The organism is Rathayibacter sp. AY1H3 (genome assembly GCF_002932015.1).
On the sequence record NZ_PSUU01000023.1, the window covers coordinates 23,857 to 38,845 of the forward strand.

Consider the following 14,989-nt stretch of genomic DNA (forward strand, 5'->3'; position numbering starts at 1 on the left):
GAGTGTGCCGGCTTCGTACGCGGCAATGTTCACGGTAACACTATGTTGACGACAACGTGAAGAGCCTAACCGGATCATTTCCCGACACTCCAGAGGAGAGGCGAACCGGTTCGACGAATCCCGAGTGCATCCTGGAGCGACGCGTACGCCGATGTCCGGTCGGATCAGCCGCGGTCGACGTCGCGCGAACGGCTCAGCGCGCGGTCCATCGCCCTCAGCGTCCGGAAGCCGGCCCGCTCGGCCACGGCCGCGCGAGCCGAGGGCGAGAGCGACGGGCTCGCGGCGAGCAGCGACGCGGCGAGGTGCACGCGCCGCTCGCGGAGGGTCGCGGCCACGGTCGTGCCCCGGCGGTGGAAGGCGCGGTCCAGCGTCGCCCGCGAGACGCGGAGCCGCATCGCGAGAACGCCGGCGGTGAAGTCCGCGTCACCCGCCTCCGCATCGATGACGGCGATCGCGCGGAGGAGGACGCCCTCGAGTCCGTCCTCCGGACGGGCGGGCGGCAGGCTCTGCTTGATCAGGGCCGACGCGGTCGCCTCGAGCGCCCGGCGCAGCTCGCTGAAGCCGGGATCGCCCGCCGCGAGGTCCGCGTTGAGGGTCGCGTTGACGAGGGAGACGAAGGCGCCGCTGTAGCTGTCGGCGGCGAGCAGGGTGCAGGACGGCCCGTCGGACTGTGCGCTCGTGAGGCCGAGCCTGCCCCAGGACGTCCTCAGCGCCAGCCAGGCGGAGTCCTCCTCCGCCCGGAACCGAGCGGAGTCGTCGCGTCGGAGGAGGGCGAGCCCGCCGGGCCGCAGACGAGCGGCCTCGAGAGGGCCGTCGACGACGATCTCGCCGGCGACCGGGACGATGAGGTCGACCTCGGCCCGGTCGGGGGCGGGGAGGGGCGGGTCGGTCCGGAGCGTGCCGGGTGTGTGCCAGAGGCGGCTCAGCCGGAAGCCGTCGACGGCGAGCACGTCCCCGGCGAGGTGCAGGGGCGGAGCTCCGTCGCTCGCCCAGCCGAGGCTCCTCAGCCACGCCTCCACGCGGGGACCGCTCAGCTGCAGCGTCTCGACGAGACCGCGCGGGGCGGCCGGCTGCTCGGAAGCGGTCACCGGGCTCCTTCGCAGCGGGGACGGGGTGCGCGGGCGGTGACCACGTTAGGCCGGGGGAGGGGCGCCGAGACGGGGTGGCGCGTTCCTCCTCGGACGAGGCGCCCGTCCTCGGCGGGAGGGCGGAGGCGGCCCTCCTCGCCCGCGGTCCGGCAGGACGCGGGCGGAGAGGGCCGCCGGGCGCGGATCAGCGGCAGTCGGTTCTCGCCTTGATCCAGTGGGGGTTCAGCGCGCCGTCTCCCTGGGCGGTGATCCCGGCCGCATCGGGGCCGGTGCTGGCACCGGAGCCGATCTTGGTCCACGTGTTCTGCGCCGTGCTGTAGTACCAGATGTCGCCGTTCGCCTTCACGGAGACGTTCCCATCCGCTCCCTGACCGTAGGTGCGGACGAACCCGGAGTTCTCCGGAACGGTCGCGAGCCGGGTGCCGTACTGCAGGACCCCGTCCTTGATCCAGTGGATCTCGAACGTCCCGCCCGGCCGCTGGGTCAGTCCGGCGGCGCTCGGCTCGGTGCTGGCTCCGGTGCCGACGAGGTCCCACACGTTGCCCTGCGGGGTGTACCGCCAGATGTCGCCGTTCGACTTCACGGCGATCGTGCCGCGGGTGCCGAGGCCGTAGACGCGGACGAATCCGGAGTTGGTCGGCACGGTGGCCGCTGCGGTGCCGTACTGCAGGACTCCGTTCTTGATCCAGTGGACGTTCAGGGTCCCGGCCGGGTTCGCGGAGATGCCGGCCGCGCTCGGCTCGGTGCTGGCGCCGGTGCCCAGAAGGGTCCACTCGTCGGTCTGGCGGTTGTACCGCCAGACGTCGCCGTTCGACTTGATGGAGACGTTCCCGTCCGCGCCCTGACCGTAGGTGCGGACGAATCCGGAGTTGCTCGGAACGGTCGCGAGCGCCTTGCCGTACTGGAGGACTCCGTCCTTGATCCAGTGCGCGTTGTAGGTTCCGTCCGGCTGCTGCGTGAGCCCGGATGTGCTGGGCTCCGTGGAGGCGCCCGTGCCGAGCTTCTGCCAGCCGTCCGACCGCCGGTACTGCCAGATGTCGCCGTTCGCCTTGACGGAGACGTTGCCGTTCACACCCTGCGAGGAGGTGTGGATGAATCCGGAGTTCTCGGGAACAGTGGCGAGGCCCGTGCTGTACTGCAGGTCGCCGGTCTGGCGGACCGGGAACGGGGCGTTCGTCTTCGCCGAGCCGCCGAAGGCGAGGGCCGAGCCGGTCGAGGGGCCCGCGATGACGCCGCCGACCGGGATGGTGGCGACTCCGTTCGCGTCGGTCACGAAGGTGTCGGTCCCGCTCCCTCCGAAGCGGAAGCCGGGCGGGGTGTTCACCCGCACGGGGACGTTCGCGACGTTGCCGCCGGTGAGGGTCAGCGTGATCGGCGCCGTGTTGGGCATGCACGCGATCATGGTCGGGATGGAGCTGAACACGAGGGTCTGCGTGGCAGAGGCGGCGGCGGCCGGGGTGGCCGTCGCTGCGGCGATCACGGGCAGGGACCAGGTGGCGCCGGCGACGACGGTGCGTCGCCTCAGCGGACCCTGCTCAGCGGGAGAGTTGTCGGAAGTCACAGTGAAGCTCCTCGGTCTGTCTTCTCGCCGGCGGCCTGCTCGGAGGACGGTCGTCGTCCGCTCGGGCGCTTCGGCGGGTACGACGGGCGCCGTACCGCTGGGGAGTCTTCCCGCGGGCGGGCGGTCGGCCCAAGCGCTCGGGGGCAGGTGAGGAGGAAGTGGCGCCGCCGTGAGGAGGGAGTGGTGGGCTCCGGCGCCGTCCCGAGTCGCGATCGCCCTCCTGACCCGGTGATCCCCTCGGTCGCACGCTGCCGCCGGGGCGCCGCCGGCGCGGTGAGCGGGAGCGTCGCCGTCCGCTGTGACCGGTCCTGTGACAAACGGAGCACGCGCGGGCTGCGAATCACTCCTGTGGTGAGGCGTCAGCGTGCCCGCGAGGAGGGGGCGCCCGATGAGGTCGAGATCGGCCGAGATGTACCGGCGGATGGCCGAGCACTGGAACGGCGTGGAGGCCCGTTCTGGACTGCGGGTCGAGGCGACGGGCTCGCTCGGCTTCGAGATCGCCAGACTGTGGATTCCCGGTGGCTGCGTTCTCGAGCAGAAGCCGCAGTCGCGCTGCCCGCCGGGCGCGCATCTGCTGCTGGTCGTCGAGGGCGGAGGACGCATCCGACAGGACGGACGGATGCTCGAGTGCGGCAGTGGTGATCTGGTGGTCATCGACGCGGAGCCGCGGACCGGGGCGCGCTTCCCCCGCTCGACCGTGATCTACGCCTGGGTGCTCGGCGAGCGGGGGCTGGAGCAGCGCTGGATCACGGAGCGCTTCGGCGAGGTCCTGCCCGTCGCCGGCTGCTTCCTGGCCCCGGCGCGGGCGCTGATGAACGGTCTCCTCGACGGCGACCCCGCTCTGGCGGAGCAGCCCGCCGTCGCCCGGGCGGGCGAGGCCTTCCTGAAGGAGCTGGTCGAGGGCTCCGCACCGCGCAGGCGTCCCCGCGCCGAGGACGTCTACGGGGAGGCCATGGCCCTGATCGAGGAGCGCCACCGCGATCCCGCCTTCACCGCCGCCCGGCTCGCCCGCGAGCTCCTGGTGTCGGAGCTGACGCTGGCTCGCGCGTTCTCCTTCCTCGGGCGGACGGCCGACGACGAGCTCGAGCGGCGCCGGGCGGGCACCCTCCTGCTCCTGATCGGCGGGCGGTCCCTGGCGACGGCCGACTTCGCGCGCTCGGCCGAGGAGGCGGGCTTCGCCTCCGAGGGGAGCGCTCGCCGCGCGCTGTGGCGGCTCTCCCAGCGCCGCTGACCGCGACGGTCCCCGTGGCCGTCCTCCCGGTCCGGCGACGGCGTGCGGCCGGATTCCGAGCGCGAGGCGCGGAGGCCTGGGAGATCCGTGCGAACGTCCGGCGGTGATCGACAGATGAGGGATTCTGTTCGTTCGACGCGGAGGAGGCGGGAGATGGGGGCCGCAGAGGAGCGGATGCAGGCGTTCGCTCGCGCAGGGGACGAGCGCGGGACGGGCGCTCCCGGTCTGCGGATGGACGCAGCGGACGGACCGGGACTCGCGCTGACGCGGGTGTGGGGGCCGAACGGGATCAGGGTCGCCCTCTCGCCGTCGGTCGACAGGGCGGACAGGCCGGTGGGCGTTCACATCTCCCTGATCGTCGAGGGCGGGGGCGAGGTCGTCCTCGACGAGGGCGTGCTCGAGGCGACGCCGAACAGCGTCCTGCTCCTCGACGCCAGGGTCCCGGTGCGCATCGACTACCGGCGGCCCACCCTCTCGTACACCTGGAGCTTCGACGCCGCCGTGCTCGAGCACCGGTGGGTCCGCGAGCGGATCAACGAGGTCGTGCCGGTGCGCGAGTCGGTCTGGACGCCTGCCCGTGCCCTCGCCAACAGTCTGATCGAGGGCGATCCGGCCGTGCTCGGGGCCGCCGGCGTGAGGCGGGCGAGCGAACTGCTGCTGGAGGGGATCGTCGAGCACAGCGCTCCGCGGGTCCGGACCCGGAGCGCCGACCAGGTCTACGCGGAGGCGATCCCGGTGATCGAGGCGCGCCACCGCGACCCGGCGTTCTCCGCCGCGGTGCTCGCCCGGGAGCTGCTCGTCTGCCCCCGCATGCTCGCGCAGGCTTTCGCGTTCCTCGGCCGCACGCCGGCGGAGGAGATCGAGACGCGCCGGGCGGGCACCCTCCGGCGCCGGATCGGCCTGCGGCGGCGGGGCCCTGCCGACTTCGCCCGCCTCGCCGAGGAATGCGGCTACGCCACCCGCGAGCAGGCCGCGCTGACGCTCAGCCGCTCCGCCTCCTGAGGCCGGCGGAGCGCCCCGGACACGACGGCGCCCCCTCGTCCGCGGAGGGACGAGGGGGCGCCGGGGGAGATCGGGCGGGAGCCCGGTCAGGTCTTGCTGCGGGCCATGACGGCGCGCTGGAGGAGGACGAAGACCAGGAGGATGCCTCCGGTGATGATCGTGGTCGCCTCCGGCGGGATGCCGCCGTCGCGGGTGATCAGGACGTTCATCAGTCCGAGCACCAGGGCGCCGACCACCGAGCCGAGCACGAACCCGACGCCGCCGGTGAGCAGCGTGCCGCCGATGACGGTCGCCGCGATGGCGTCGAGCTCCCAGCCGGTGCCGGTGATGTTCTGCGCGCTGCCGAGGCGGGCGGTGTAGACCACACCGGCGAGACCGGCGAGCGTGCCGCTGATGATGTAGATGAACAGCTTGGTCCGCACAACCGGGAGGCCCATCAGGGCCGCCGACTGCTCGGAGCCGCCCATCGCGTAGACCGTGCGGCCCAGGCGGGTGCGGTGCAGCACGAAGAACGCGCCGGCCACGACGAGGATCGCGATGATCACGCCGGGGCTGATGACGAAGTCGTTGACCTTCGGGCCGTCGATCAGCTTGATCGGCGTGGCCAGGCTCAGCACGGCCGAGTCCTCGGGGAGGCGCTCCGGGACGGTGCTCAGCATGGAGGCGAGACCGCGGGCCAGGAACATCATCGCGAGCGTCGCGATGAACGGCTGCACGTTGAAGTACTGGATCAGGACGCCGGAGATCACGCCGAACAGGGCGCCGATCACGACCATCAGGACCATCACGAGCCAGGGGTTCCAGCCGGCGTTGATCAGGAGCACGCCGCTCACGCTGCTGAACGCGATCACCGCGCCGACCGAGAGGTCGATGCCGCCGGTGAGGATCACGAAGGTGAGGCCCACGGCGAGGATGATCAGGTGCGCGTTGTTGACCAGCAGGTTCGAGATCGTGCTCGCCTGAAGGATCCGGCCGTAGGCGGCCTCGCCGTAGACGATCATCCCGAAGAAGATGATCAGCGCGGCCAGGGTGGGCAGCTTGTCCAGGTGCTGGCTCAGCCAGCCGCGCGCCCCGGAGGTGCGCTTGGTGCTCGCCGGAGGGGCGGAGCGGGTCATCACGGCACTCATGCGGGGATCGCCTCTTTCTGCGGGACGCTGCGGCGCGCCTCGCGACGGGACTTGAAGGCGGAGCGGACGCGCTCGGACTGCAGGAGGCAGAGCGCGACGATGACGATCGCCTTGAAGGCGGGCGTCGCGGAGGACGAGACTCCGAGGAACACGACGGTCTTGTCGAGGGTGGCGATCAGGATCGCGCCCACGGCGGCACCGGTGATGTTGAACTTGCCGCCGGCGAGCGAGGTGCCGCCGATGACGACCGCGAGGATCGCGTCGAGCTCGAGCTGGTAGCCGGTGCGCGAGACGTCGACCGTCATCACGCTCGCCGTGGCGAACACGCCCGCGACTCCGGCGAGGATGCCGCTGCCGATGTAGGCGGTCATCAGCAGGCCCCGGCGGTTGATGCCCGCGAGGCGGGCCGCCTTCGGGTCCATGCCGATGGCCTCGATCATCAGGCCGAGGGCGCTGCGGCGCACCAGGACTCCGACGACCACGACGATGGCGATGGCGAGGAGGAACACGACCGGGAGCCCGAAGACGTACCCGTTCGCGAGCCAGCGGAAGGGCTCGTTGGTGGCGGCGGTGTTCTGGCCGCCGGTGATGACCTTCGCCAGGCCGCGGCCCGCGAGCATCACGACCAGCGTGCTGATGAAGGGCTGGAGGCCCACCACCGAGACCAGGACGCCGTTCACGGCTCCGAGCACGGCGGCCACGAGGAGGGCGACCGCGAAGGCTCCCGCTGCCGCGCCGAGCGAGTCGGGCGCTCCCGCGGAGTTGAGGAACTCCATCGAGACGGCGCCGGCGACGACCATGATCGAGCCGACCGAGAGGTCGATGCCCCCGGTCGCGACGACCAGGCACATGCCGACGGCGATCATCAGGATCGGAGCGGCGGCGCGGGCGATGTCGATGACGTTGCCGACGAGGTAGCCGGTGGTGGGGCTGACCGAGACGGCCAGGTAGCCCGGGTCCTTGACGACGTTGACGAGGAGGAGCAGGGCGATCGCCACGACTCCCCAGAAGTACTGGCGGCGGATGATCCCGCCGAGGACGGATCCCCGGGCGGGTCGGGTGTCGCTGCTCATGATGCGGCCTCCTGCGTGGCGCTCTCGAGGACGACGACGTCCTCGTCGACGACTCCCTCTGCGGCGATGGTAGTGACGATCGACTCCGCAGTGACAGCGGGACCGTTGAGGATCTCCGCGATCACGCGGTGGTCCTTCAGGACGATGATGCGGTCGCTGAGGCGGACGACCTCGTCGAGCTCGGACGAGATGAAGACCACGGCGACGCCCTCGCCGGCGAGGGCGACGACCTTCTCCTGGATCTCGGCCTTCGCTCCGACGTCGATGCCGCGGGTCGGCTCGTCGAGGATGAGGATCTCGGGGGCGGTGGCGAGCCAGCGGCCGAGGAGGACCTTCTGCTGGTTGCCGCCGGAGAGCTTGCTGATCGGGCGGTCGGGGTCGGCCGGGCGCACGTTGAGCTCGACGAGGTACTTGCCGACGATCTCGTCCTTCTCCTTCTTGGAGAGGGGGCGGGCCCAGCCGCGCTTGGCCTGCACGCCGAGGATGAGGTTCTCGCGGACCGAGAGGTCGCGGATGATGCCCTCGTCGCGGCGGTTCTCGCTCGAGAACGCGATCTTGTGGGCGAGGCCGGCGGTCGGCGTCGGGACGTCGATCTTCTTGCCGTGCATCGTGATCTCGCCGGTGTCGGGCTTGTCGACGCCGTAGATCAGGCGCGCGAGCTCGGTGCGGCCGGAGCCGAGGAGCCCGGCGAAGCCGACGACCTCGCCGCGGTGCAGCGTCAGGTCGGTGCTCTCGATGGAGCCCTTCTTGCCGATGCCCTTCGCGGTGTAGAGCGGGGCGTCGCGGTAGAGGTGGTCCTGGCTCTCGCGCTCGGAGTCGAGGGAGCGCAGCGCCGCGATGTCCTTGCCGATCATCTTCGAGATCAGCGAGGTGCGGTCGAGCTCGTGGGTCAGGTACTCGCCGACGAAGGTGCCGTTGCGCAGCACCGTCAGGCGGTCGCTGATCGCGTAGACCTGGTCGAGGAAGTGCGAGACGAAGAGGATCGCGACGCCCTCCGCACGGAGGCGGCGGATGACCACGAAGAGGTTCTCGACCTCGTTCGCGTCCAGGCTCGAGGTCGGCTCGTCGAGGATGAGCACCTTGGAGTCGCTCACCGTCGAGCGGCTGATCGCGACCAGCTGCTGCATCGCGATCGAGAGCGAGGCGAGCGACTGGCGCGTGTTGAGGTGGCCGAGGCCGAGCTTCTCGAGCGCGACCTTCGCGGCCTGGTGCGTGGCCTTCCAGTTGATGCCGAAGGGTCCGCGGACCTCGTAGCCGAGCATCACGTTCTCTCCGATGGAGAGGTTCGTGACCAGGTTGACCTCCTGGTACACGGTGGAGATGCCCGCGGCCTGCGAGTCGGCGGTGCCGGTCAGGCGACGGGTCTCCCCGTCGATCACGATGTCTCCGCTGTCGATGCGGTAGACGCCGGTGAGGGCCTTGATGAGCGTGGACTTGCCGGCGCCGTTCTCACCCATGAGGGTGTGGACCTCGCCCGGGAACAGGCGGAAGTCGACGCCGTCGAGGGCTTTCACGCCGGGGAAGCTGATCGAGATGTTCTTCATCTCGACGATCGGAGGCGAACCTGTCATGTCGCGTCGTTCCGTTCTCGAGCGGGGCGCAGCCGAACAGGTGCGCCGAAGGGTCGGAGCGACCGGGGCCGGCGGAGAGCCGGCCCCGGTCGCTCCGGGGGAGTGGTGCCGCGTCGAGGACGACGCCGGGCGACCGGTGGTGCTGAGCGACTAGAACTTGCGGTCGGGCAGCGCGGTGGTGGCGGCCTCGGGCGAGTCGAAGGTCTCGCTCGGGACGACGATCGAGGACTCGACCGTCTCGCCGGCCAGGGTCTTCTCGACCGCGTCGAGGGCGGTCTCGCCGAACAGCGGGTTGTACTCGGCGACGAAGCTCAGCTCGCCGTCGGCCAGCGCCTGCAGGGCGTTCTTGGTGCCGTCGATCGTGGCGATCTTGACGTCGGTGCCGGGGGTGAGGCCGGCCTCCTGGACGGCCTGGACGGCGCCGAGGCCCATCTCGTCGTTCTGTGCGAAGACCAGCTGGACGTCGTTGTTGTTCGACTTCAGGACGGTCTCGAAGACGCTCTTGGCCTCTTCGGTGGACCAGTTCGCGGTCTGCGCGCCGATCTTGGTGAACTTCGAGTCGGCGCCGATGACCTCGTCCCAGCCCTCGTTGCGCTCGTTGACGACCGAGACGCCCGCGGGGCCCTCGAGCGTGAAGTACTTCGCGCCGCTCGGGAAGGTGGTCTTGGCCCAGTCGGCGACCGAGGTGCTGACCGCGATGTTGTCCGGCGCGATGCGGGTCACGTAGAGGTCGGTGTTGTCCGGCTCGATGCCGCGGTCGATCAGGATGACCGGGATCTCGGCCTCCTGGGCGCGCTCGAGCGAGTCCTCCCAGCCGGAGCCCTCCGTGGCGGAGAGCAGGATGATGTCGACGCCCTCGTCCACGAAGGAGGTGAAGGAGTCGATCTGCGACTTCTGGTCTCCGTTGGTGGCGGGTGCGTACTTCAGGTCGAAGCCGGCGTCCTTGGTGAACGTGTCCTCGATGTTGGTCTCGTTCGCCTGGCGCCACGCGCCCTCGGGGCCGACGGCCACGAAGCCGATGGTGGTGAGGTCACCGCTCGAGCCGGAGCCCGAATCGGTGCCGGAACCGCCCGAGCAGCCCGCGAGTCCGAACGCGAGTGCGCCGACTGCTGCGAAACCCAGGAACTGGCCGATACGCCTCGTCTTGGACATAGATCTCCTCCTTGAGATCGCGGGCACGAAGAGAGTGCCCGAGATGGTGGACCCCGAAGGGCCTCGAATGCGGGCCTAGCGGCCCGAGGTGCGGTGAGTGCAGGATGTGCAGTGGGCGCCGGCCGAAGCAGCGCCACGTCGAAATGTTACCGTGAACAATTCTTGTGACGCAACAGCACGGCGGTGCGCTTCGGTAACGATCCGGTCGCGGGGCCCGCAGGGCCCGATGGCAACCCTCTGCCCGGTGGTCGGGCCCGGGAGTAGCTTCCCTGGCCATGATGCTCCCTCGATCGCGCTCCGTCCCCGTGACGGCCGCGACGGCGGCCCTCGTGCTCGCGCTCTGCGGATGCTCCGCGGACGGCACGGCGGCCCGCCGCGCGGCCGACGCCTTCCTCTCCGCGCTCGCCGACGGCGACGGCCGCGCGGCGTGCGCGCTGCTCACCGATTCCGCCCGCGAGGCCGTGGAGGACCGGTAGGGCGACTGCCCCGGCGGCGTGCTGGAGCTCGGGATCGCGGAAGACGGAGCAGGGGACGCCGAGGTCTACGGCCGGGCGGCGATCGTGCGCTCCGGCGGCAGCGCGGTGTTCCTCACCCCGGGCGACGACGGCTGGCTGGTGCGCGCGGCGGGGTGCACGCCGGTGGCGGACGCGCCCTTCGACTGCGTCCTGGACGGGAGCTGACGTGCGCACCGCTTCCGCCCTGTACTACGCCGTGATCGTGCTCGGCCTGATCGGGTTCTTCGCCGTCGGGATCCTCGGGAGGTGAGCCGGATGCGCCGCTTCCTGCGCGAGAACGGACTCTCGCTGTTCTTCCTCGCGATCTTCCTGCTCGCTCTCCTCGGGCAGTCCTTCGCCGGGCTCGCCGCCTACAACGACACCCAGGTCGCGGAGGGGCTGCGGGAGGTCGGCTACTGGCGCTTCGTCACCTCCTCCGACTTCGCGATCGACGTCGCCGAGAACTGGCAGTCGGAGTACCTCCAGTTCTTCCTCTTACATCGGAGCGACCGTCTGGCTCGTGCAGCGCGGCTCGCCCGAGTCGAAGCGGGTGGGCGAGGAGGGGCTCGAGACCGACGAGCAGCAGAAGGCGGGCGCGTCCGCAGAGGACGACTCGCCGCCCTCGGCCTCCGCCGGCGGCGTGCGGCAGGCGCTGTTCTCGCACTCGCTGCTGCTGGTGATGGGGGTGGTGTTCCTGCTGTGCTGGGCGGCGCAGTCGGTGACGGGCGTCGTGGCCTACAACGAGGAGCAGCTGACGAGCCTGGAGGCGCCCGTCGACTGGCTCGGCTACGTCTCCTCCGCCGACTTCTGGAACCGGACGCTCCAGAACTGGCAGTCGGAGTTCCTCGCGGTGGGCAGCATGGCGGCGCTCGCCGTGTTCCTGCGCGAGCGCGGGTCGAGCGAGTCGAAGAAGGTGGGCGACCCGCACGGGCGGACGGGGATCTGAGCGGTCAGGGGGCGTCGGATCGGACGCGGATCTCGTCGCCCTCGAGGGCGAACCGCAGGGACGTGCCGATCGGGAACCGCTCGCGCAGGGCCTCCGGCGCCGCCGACGTCACGGTGAACTGCGCGACCGCGGGGAACGCTCCGGCCGTGCAGCCCTGGAAGAACAGGCCGTCCTGCGGCTCGGCGGTCCGCACGATGGAGAGGCACGAGCCGGCGCTCGAGGAGCGGCGCTGCCGGACGACGGTGAGCCCCGTGTCGGCGGGCAGGCTCTGCCGCACGACGGTGAGCCCGCCGAAGTCCTCGGTGGTGACCGATCCGTCGAACCCCAGTCCCTCCCAGCCGGGGAGGTCGGTGCCGTTCGACAGCGGCAGCACGGCGACCTCGCGGCCGGGCTGTCCGTCCCCGGCGGTGGCGAGGAGGGTGGCCCCCGCGGCGACGGCGGCCGTCGCGGCCAGCGCGGCGAGGAGGAGGAGGCCGCGCCGACGGGAGCGGCGGGGCGGGACGTGGCCGAAAGGGTCGGACTCCTCGTCGGCGGAGGCGTCCGCGGAAGGTGCCGCGTCCTCCGGCGCCGCGTCCCCGGAGACCGCGGGAACCACCGCGTCCGGCAGTGCGGTGCCGAGGGCGGGGCGGACGCGGGCCTCGAGCGCGGAGAGCCGGGCGAGCGCGCCAGGGTCCCGCTCGATGTCGGAGCCTCGGCCGTAGGCGCGCCGCTGCAGCTCCGCGAGCTCGTCCGGTCGCTGATCGTCCACCCCCGGATCCTCGCAGGCCCGGCGCCCGAGCGGGACCCGCCGGCGCGTCGAGGTCCTGGCGGTCGAGCAGCCCGGACGGCTCATCGAGACCCGGTGGACGGTGCGGCCGCTCGGCCGGCGGGGGAGGTCAGTCGTCGTCGTCGTCGAGGTCGTCGTCGCGGTCGGCGGCGATCATCTCGACGATCGTGTCGACGGTGAGCCAGGGGCCGTTGCTGACCTCGCCGATCTTCTCGCGGTCCTTGAAGACGACGATGCGGTCGCTGAGGCGCACCACCTCCTCCAGCTCGGACGAGATGTAGACGACGGTCACCCCCTCCTTCGCGAGCTGCGCGATGTGCGCCTGGATCTCGACCTTCGACGCCACGTCGATCCCGCGCGCCGGCTCGTCGAGCACGAGCAGCCGCGGACGGGTCGCGAGCCACCGCGCGAGGACCACCTTCTGCTGGTTGCCTCCGGAGAGGTACTTCACCGGGATGTCCGGGTCGGCCGGCGAGATGTTGAGCGCCTCGACGTAGGTGCGCACCAGGGTGTCGGTCTCGGCGGCCGAGAGCGGGTGCGCCCAGCCGCGCAGAGCCTGCAGGCCCAGCACGAGGTTCTCGCGGAGGGAGAGGTCGCCGATGATCCCGTCCTCGCGGCGGTTCTCGCTCGAGTGGGCGATGCGGTGGCGCAGGCCCGACACCGGGTCGGAGATGTGGGCGGGCTCGCCGTCGATCAGCACCTCGCCGGTGTCCGGCTTCTCGACTCCGCTCACGAGCGACGCCAGCTCGGTGCGCCCCGAGCCGCGCAGGCCCGCGAAGCCCACGATCTCGCCGCGGTGCAGCTCCAGATCGGTCGGGCCCACGGCGCCGCGGCGGCCGATCCCGTGCGCGCGGTAGATCGCCGGGCCGACCGGCTGGCGGCGGTGCTCGCGGCGGTCGGAGCCGATCTGCCGCAGCGCATCGATGTCCTTGCCGATCATCTTCGCGATCAGCTCGGCGCGGTCCATGGTGTGCGCCGGGTACTCGCCGACGGTGCCGCCGTCGCGGAGCACCGTCAGCCGGTCGCTGAGGGTGAGGACCTGCTCGAGGAAGTGCGAGACGAACAGGATCGCGACGCCCTGGTCGCGCAGCCTCCGCAGCACCGTGAAGAGGCGGGCCACGTCGCTGAGGTCGAGGCTGGAGGTGGGCTCGTCGAGCACGAGCACGCGCGGACGGTCGACCATCGCGCGGCTGATCGCGACAAGCTGGCGGATCGCCGGCGAGAGCGAGCGCAGCGGCAGGTGCGGGTCGAGGTCCTCCAGGCCCAGCTCGGCGAGCATCTCGGCCGCGCGGTGGTGGGTGCGCGACCAGGAGATGCCGAAGCGGCCGCGGACCTCGTGTCCGAGCATCACGTTCTCGCCGATGCTGAGGTTGTCGGTGAGGCGCTCGTCCTGGAACACGGCCGTGATGCCCGCTGCCTTCGCCTCCGCCGGGCCGCTGAAGCGCCGGGCGACGCCGTCGACGAGGATCTCGCCCGCGTCGGGCTGGTGGATGCCGGTGAGCGTCTTGATCAGCGTGGACTTGCCCGCGCCGTTCTCGCCCATCAGCCCGTGGATCTCGCCCGGCACCAGCCGCAGGTTCCCGTCCTTCAGAGCGGGTCCGGAGGCGAAGGAGACGCGGATGCCGGTCATCTCGACGACGGGTGCCGCGGAGCTCCGGGTCGTCCTCGATGAGATCGCCACGTGCCGTCCTCGGTTCGTGTGCGGCGCGCCGTCAGGGTCCGGCGTGCCAGGGGCTGCCGCCGATGATACGCGAGCGCATGCGGCGGGACGGGAACAGGAGGGTCACGATCGGGGAGCGGCCGTGGAGGAGCGGATCACCAGCTCCGTGGGGATCCGGGTGCGCTGCGGGATCTCCTGGCCGCGGATCCTCGCGTGGATCACCTCGGCGACCGTCGTCCCGAGCTTGTCGAAGTCCTGGCGGACCGTCGTCAGCGGCGGGAGGAAGTGGCGGGCGGTGGGCAGGTCGTCGAAGCCGACGATGCTCATGTCCTCGGGCACGCGGATCCCGCGCTCGACGAGGCCGTGGATCACTCCGAGCGCCATCTCGTCGTTCGCGACGACCATCGCGGTGAAGTCGGGCACCGACTGCAGGCTCGCGGCGAAGTCGTACCCGGAGTCCGGGGTCCAGTCGCCGATGACGATGGGGCGCTCGTGCATCCCCCACGACTTCGCGCGGCTGTGGAAGGCGCGCTCGCGGGCGCGCGCGTCGAGCCAGTCGAGGGGGCCGGAGAGGTGCAGCACGTCGCGGTGGCCGAGGTTGCCCAGGTGGTCGACGGCCTGGAACATGCCGGCCTGCTGGTCGACCGAGACGGTGAGGAAGCTCGGATCCTTGTCGCTCTTCACCACGAGCGTCGGCACGCCGATCTCGACGGTGCGGAGGGTCGCCACGGAGGAGGAGCGCGGCGCGATCACGCAGAGCGCGTCGATCCCGAGGCCCATCAGGTGGGCGATCGCGTCGGTGGGGGTCATCTCGAGGTCCGGCCGCAGCGCGACGGAGGTGATCGAGTACCCCTTCTCGCGGGCGGCGCGCTCGATCGCGCGGAGGGTGCTCGACGGCCCGTACTCGGCGCCGCTCTCGATCATCACGCCGATGCGGTCGGTGCGCTGCGTGACGAGGGAGCGGGCGGCGATGTTCGGCCGGTAGTTGAGCTCGTCGACCGCCTCGAGGACCTTCTGGCGGGTCGACTCCTTGATGTTGGGGTGCCCGCTGAGCACGCGCGACACGGTCATGTGCGAGACGCCCGCGACCGCCGCGACATGGCGGAGGTTCGGCCGATCGGCCATGAGAGGACCTCCTCCGCTCCCCGGGCGGGTGAGCCGCGCCACCCCGGCGCGGACGAGGCTCAGAGGGCTCGGCTGCCGGGGGTGGCACCAGCATAGTCAGGCGGGGCCGACCTCCCGGTGGGCGCCTCCTGAGCGGGCGGGCATCGTCCGTTCCGCTGCCGGATCCGCCGTGGCGCGGGGCGGGCGGGACCGT

General features: G+C 71.6%; 14 protein-coding genes and 1 pseudogene. 6 read left to right on the forward strand and 9 right to left on the reverse strand.

Features of this window, described 5'->3' with window-relative positions; translation table 11 throughout:
* Positions 1-164: 164 nt before the first annotated feature.
* The gene (locus tag C5C33_RS10430) at positions 165-1,088 is read right to left on the reverse strand and encodes a helix-turn-helix domain-containing protein (RefSeq protein ID WP_104222387.1); all 924 of its coding nucleotides are present in this window, start codon (positions 1,086-1,088) and stop codon (positions 165-167) included.
* A 184-nt stretch (positions 1,089-1,272) separates the two neighbouring features.
* Positions 1,273-2,649, reverse strand: coding sequence for a hypothetical protein (locus tag C5C33_RS10435; protein ID WP_104261070.1), 1,377 nt, complete (start codon positions 2,647-2,649; stop codon positions 1,273-1,275).
* Between the two features lie 388 nt (positions 2,650-3,037).
* Here C5C33_RS10435 and C5C33_RS10440 point away from each other — a divergent pair, with 388 nt between their 5' ends.
* Entirely contained in the window at positions 3,038-3,880 is an 843-nt protein-coding gene (locus tag C5C33_RS10440) for a hypothetical protein (RefSeq protein WP_146085776.1), read from the forward strand.
* A gap of 153 nt (positions 3,881-4,033) precedes the next feature.
* Complete coding sequence (locus tag C5C33_RS10445) at positions 4,034-4,882, forward strand: hypothetical protein (RefSeq protein ID WP_104261072.1); 849 nt, start codon at positions 4,034-4,036, stop codon at positions 4,880-4,882.
* A gap of 86 nt (positions 4,883-4,968) precedes the next feature.
* Here C5C33_RS10445 and C5C33_RS10450 read toward each other — a convergent pair whose 3' ends face one another.
* The 4 genes from C5C33_RS10450 to C5C33_RS10465 form a co-directional block, all read right to left on the reverse strand.
* Positions 4,969-6,009, reverse strand: a complete 1,041-nt coding sequence (locus C5C33_RS10450) for a sugar ABC transporter permease (protein WP_104222391.1) — start codon at positions 6,007-6,009, stop codon at positions 4,969-4,971.
* Positions 6,006-7,082: an ABC transporter permease gene (locus C5C33_RS10455; protein WP_104238658.1), complete on the reverse strand. Its 1,077-nt coding sequence runs from the start codon at positions 7,080-7,082 to the stop codon at positions 6,006-6,008. Before C5C33_RS10455 ends, C5C33_RS10450 begins: the two co-directional genes overlap by 4 nt.
* Positions 7,079-8,653 (reverse strand): sugar ABC transporter ATP-binding protein, encoded by a 1,575-nt coding sequence (locus C5C33_RS10460; RefSeq protein WP_104222393.1) that lies wholly within the window; start codon positions 8,651-8,653, stop codon positions 7,079-7,081. Before C5C33_RS10460 ends, C5C33_RS10455 begins: the two co-directional genes overlap by 4 nt.
* A gap of 150 nt (positions 8,654-8,803) precedes the next feature.
* Entirely contained in the window at positions 8,804-9,805 is a 1,002-nt protein-coding gene (locus C5C33_RS10465; protein WP_104247802.1) for an ABC transporter substrate-binding protein, read from the reverse strand.
* A 275-nt stretch (positions 9,806-10,080) separates the two neighbouring features.
* On the opposite strand from C5C33_RS10465, the gene C5C33_RS10470 reads away from it, so the two are divergent.
* From C5C33_RS10470 to C5C33_RS19140, 4 genes and pseudogenes are all read left to right on the forward strand, one after another.
* Positions 10,081-10,281 carry a hypothetical protein gene (locus C5C33_RS10470; protein WP_104261073.1) on the forward strand — a complete coding sequence of 67 codons (201 nt, stop codon included), beginning with the start codon at positions 10,081-10,083 and terminating at the stop codon, positions 10,279-10,281.
* Between the two features lie 18 nt (positions 10,282-10,299).
* Entirely contained in the window at positions 10,300-10,485 is a 186-nt protein-coding gene (locus C5C33_RS10475; protein WP_104222396.1) for a hypothetical protein, read from the forward strand.
* A gap of 90 nt (positions 10,486-10,575) precedes the next feature.
* Positions 10,576-10,731 (forward strand): annotated as a pseudogene (locus C5C33_RS19135) (DUF6766 family protein); the annotation flags it as partial.
* Between the two features lie 88 nt (positions 10,732-10,819).
* Positions 10,820-11,245: a DUF6766 family protein gene (locus C5C33_RS19140; RefSeq protein ID WP_308471175.1), complete on the forward strand. Its 426-nt coding sequence runs from the start codon at positions 10,820-10,822 to the stop codon at positions 11,243-11,245.
* 4 nt (positions 11,246-11,249) lie between these two features.
* Here C5C33_RS19140 and C5C33_RS10485 read toward each other — a convergent pair whose 3' ends face one another.
* The 3 genes from C5C33_RS10485 to C5C33_RS10495 all read right to left on the reverse strand — a co-directional run bounded on the left by C5C33_RS10485 (position 11,250) and on the right by C5C33_RS10495 (position 14,796).
* Entirely contained in the window at positions 11,250-11,993 is a 744-nt protein-coding gene (locus C5C33_RS10485) for a hypothetical protein (protein WP_104247800.1), read from the reverse strand.
* Between the two features lie 127 nt (positions 11,994-12,120).
* On the reverse strand, positions 12,121-13,641 hold the full coding sequence (locus tag C5C33_RS10490) for a sugar ABC transporter ATP-binding protein (protein ID WP_104261089.1): 1,521 nt from the start codon (positions 13,639-13,641) through the stop codon (positions 12,121-12,123).
* Between the two features lie 153 nt (positions 13,642-13,794).
* Complete coding sequence (locus C5C33_RS10495) at positions 13,795-14,796, reverse strand: LacI family DNA-binding transcriptional regulator (protein WP_104222399.1); 1,002 nt, start codon at positions 14,794-14,796, stop codon at positions 13,795-13,797.
* Positions 14,797-14,989 lie beyond the last annotated feature (193 nt).

Bases quoted from the DNA above. Each gene is read 5' to 3' on its own strand.
- C5C33_RS10440 (WP_146085776.1), top strand. From the start codon at position 3,038: ATGAGGTCGAGATCGGCCGAGATGTACCGGCGGATGGCCGAGCACTGG.
- C5C33_RS10445 (WP_104261072.1), top strand. From the start codon at position 4,034: ATGGGGGCCGCAGAGGAGCGGATGCAGGCGTTCGCTCGCGCAGGGGAC.
- C5C33_RS10450 (WP_104222391.1), bottom strand. From the start codon at position 6,009: ATGAGTGCCGTGATGACCCGCTCCGCCCCTCCGGCGAGCACCAAGCGC.
- C5C33_RS10455 (WP_104238658.1), bottom strand. From the start codon at position 7,082: ATGAGCAGCGACACCCGACCCGCCCGGGGATCCGTCCTCGGCGGGATC.
- C5C33_RS10460 (WP_104222393.1), bottom strand. From the start codon at position 8,653: ATGACAGGTTCGCCTCCGATCGTCGAGATGAAGAACATCTCGATCAGC.
- C5C33_RS10465 (WP_104247802.1), bottom strand. From the start codon at position 9,805: ATGTCCAAGACGAGGCGTATCGGCCAGTTCCTGGGTTTCGCAGCAGTC.
- C5C33_RS10470 (WP_104261073.1), top strand. From the start codon at position 10,081: ATGATGCTCCCTCGATCGCGCTCCGTCCCCGTGACGGCCGCGACGGCG.
- C5C33_RS10490 (WP_104261089.1), bottom strand. From the start codon at position 13,641: ATGACCGGCATCCGCGTCTCCTTCGCCTCCGGACCCGCTCTGAAGGAC.
- C5C33_RS10495 (WP_104222399.1), bottom strand. From the start codon at position 14,796: ATGGCCGATCGGCCGAACCTCCGCCATGTCGCGGCGGTCGCGGGCGTC.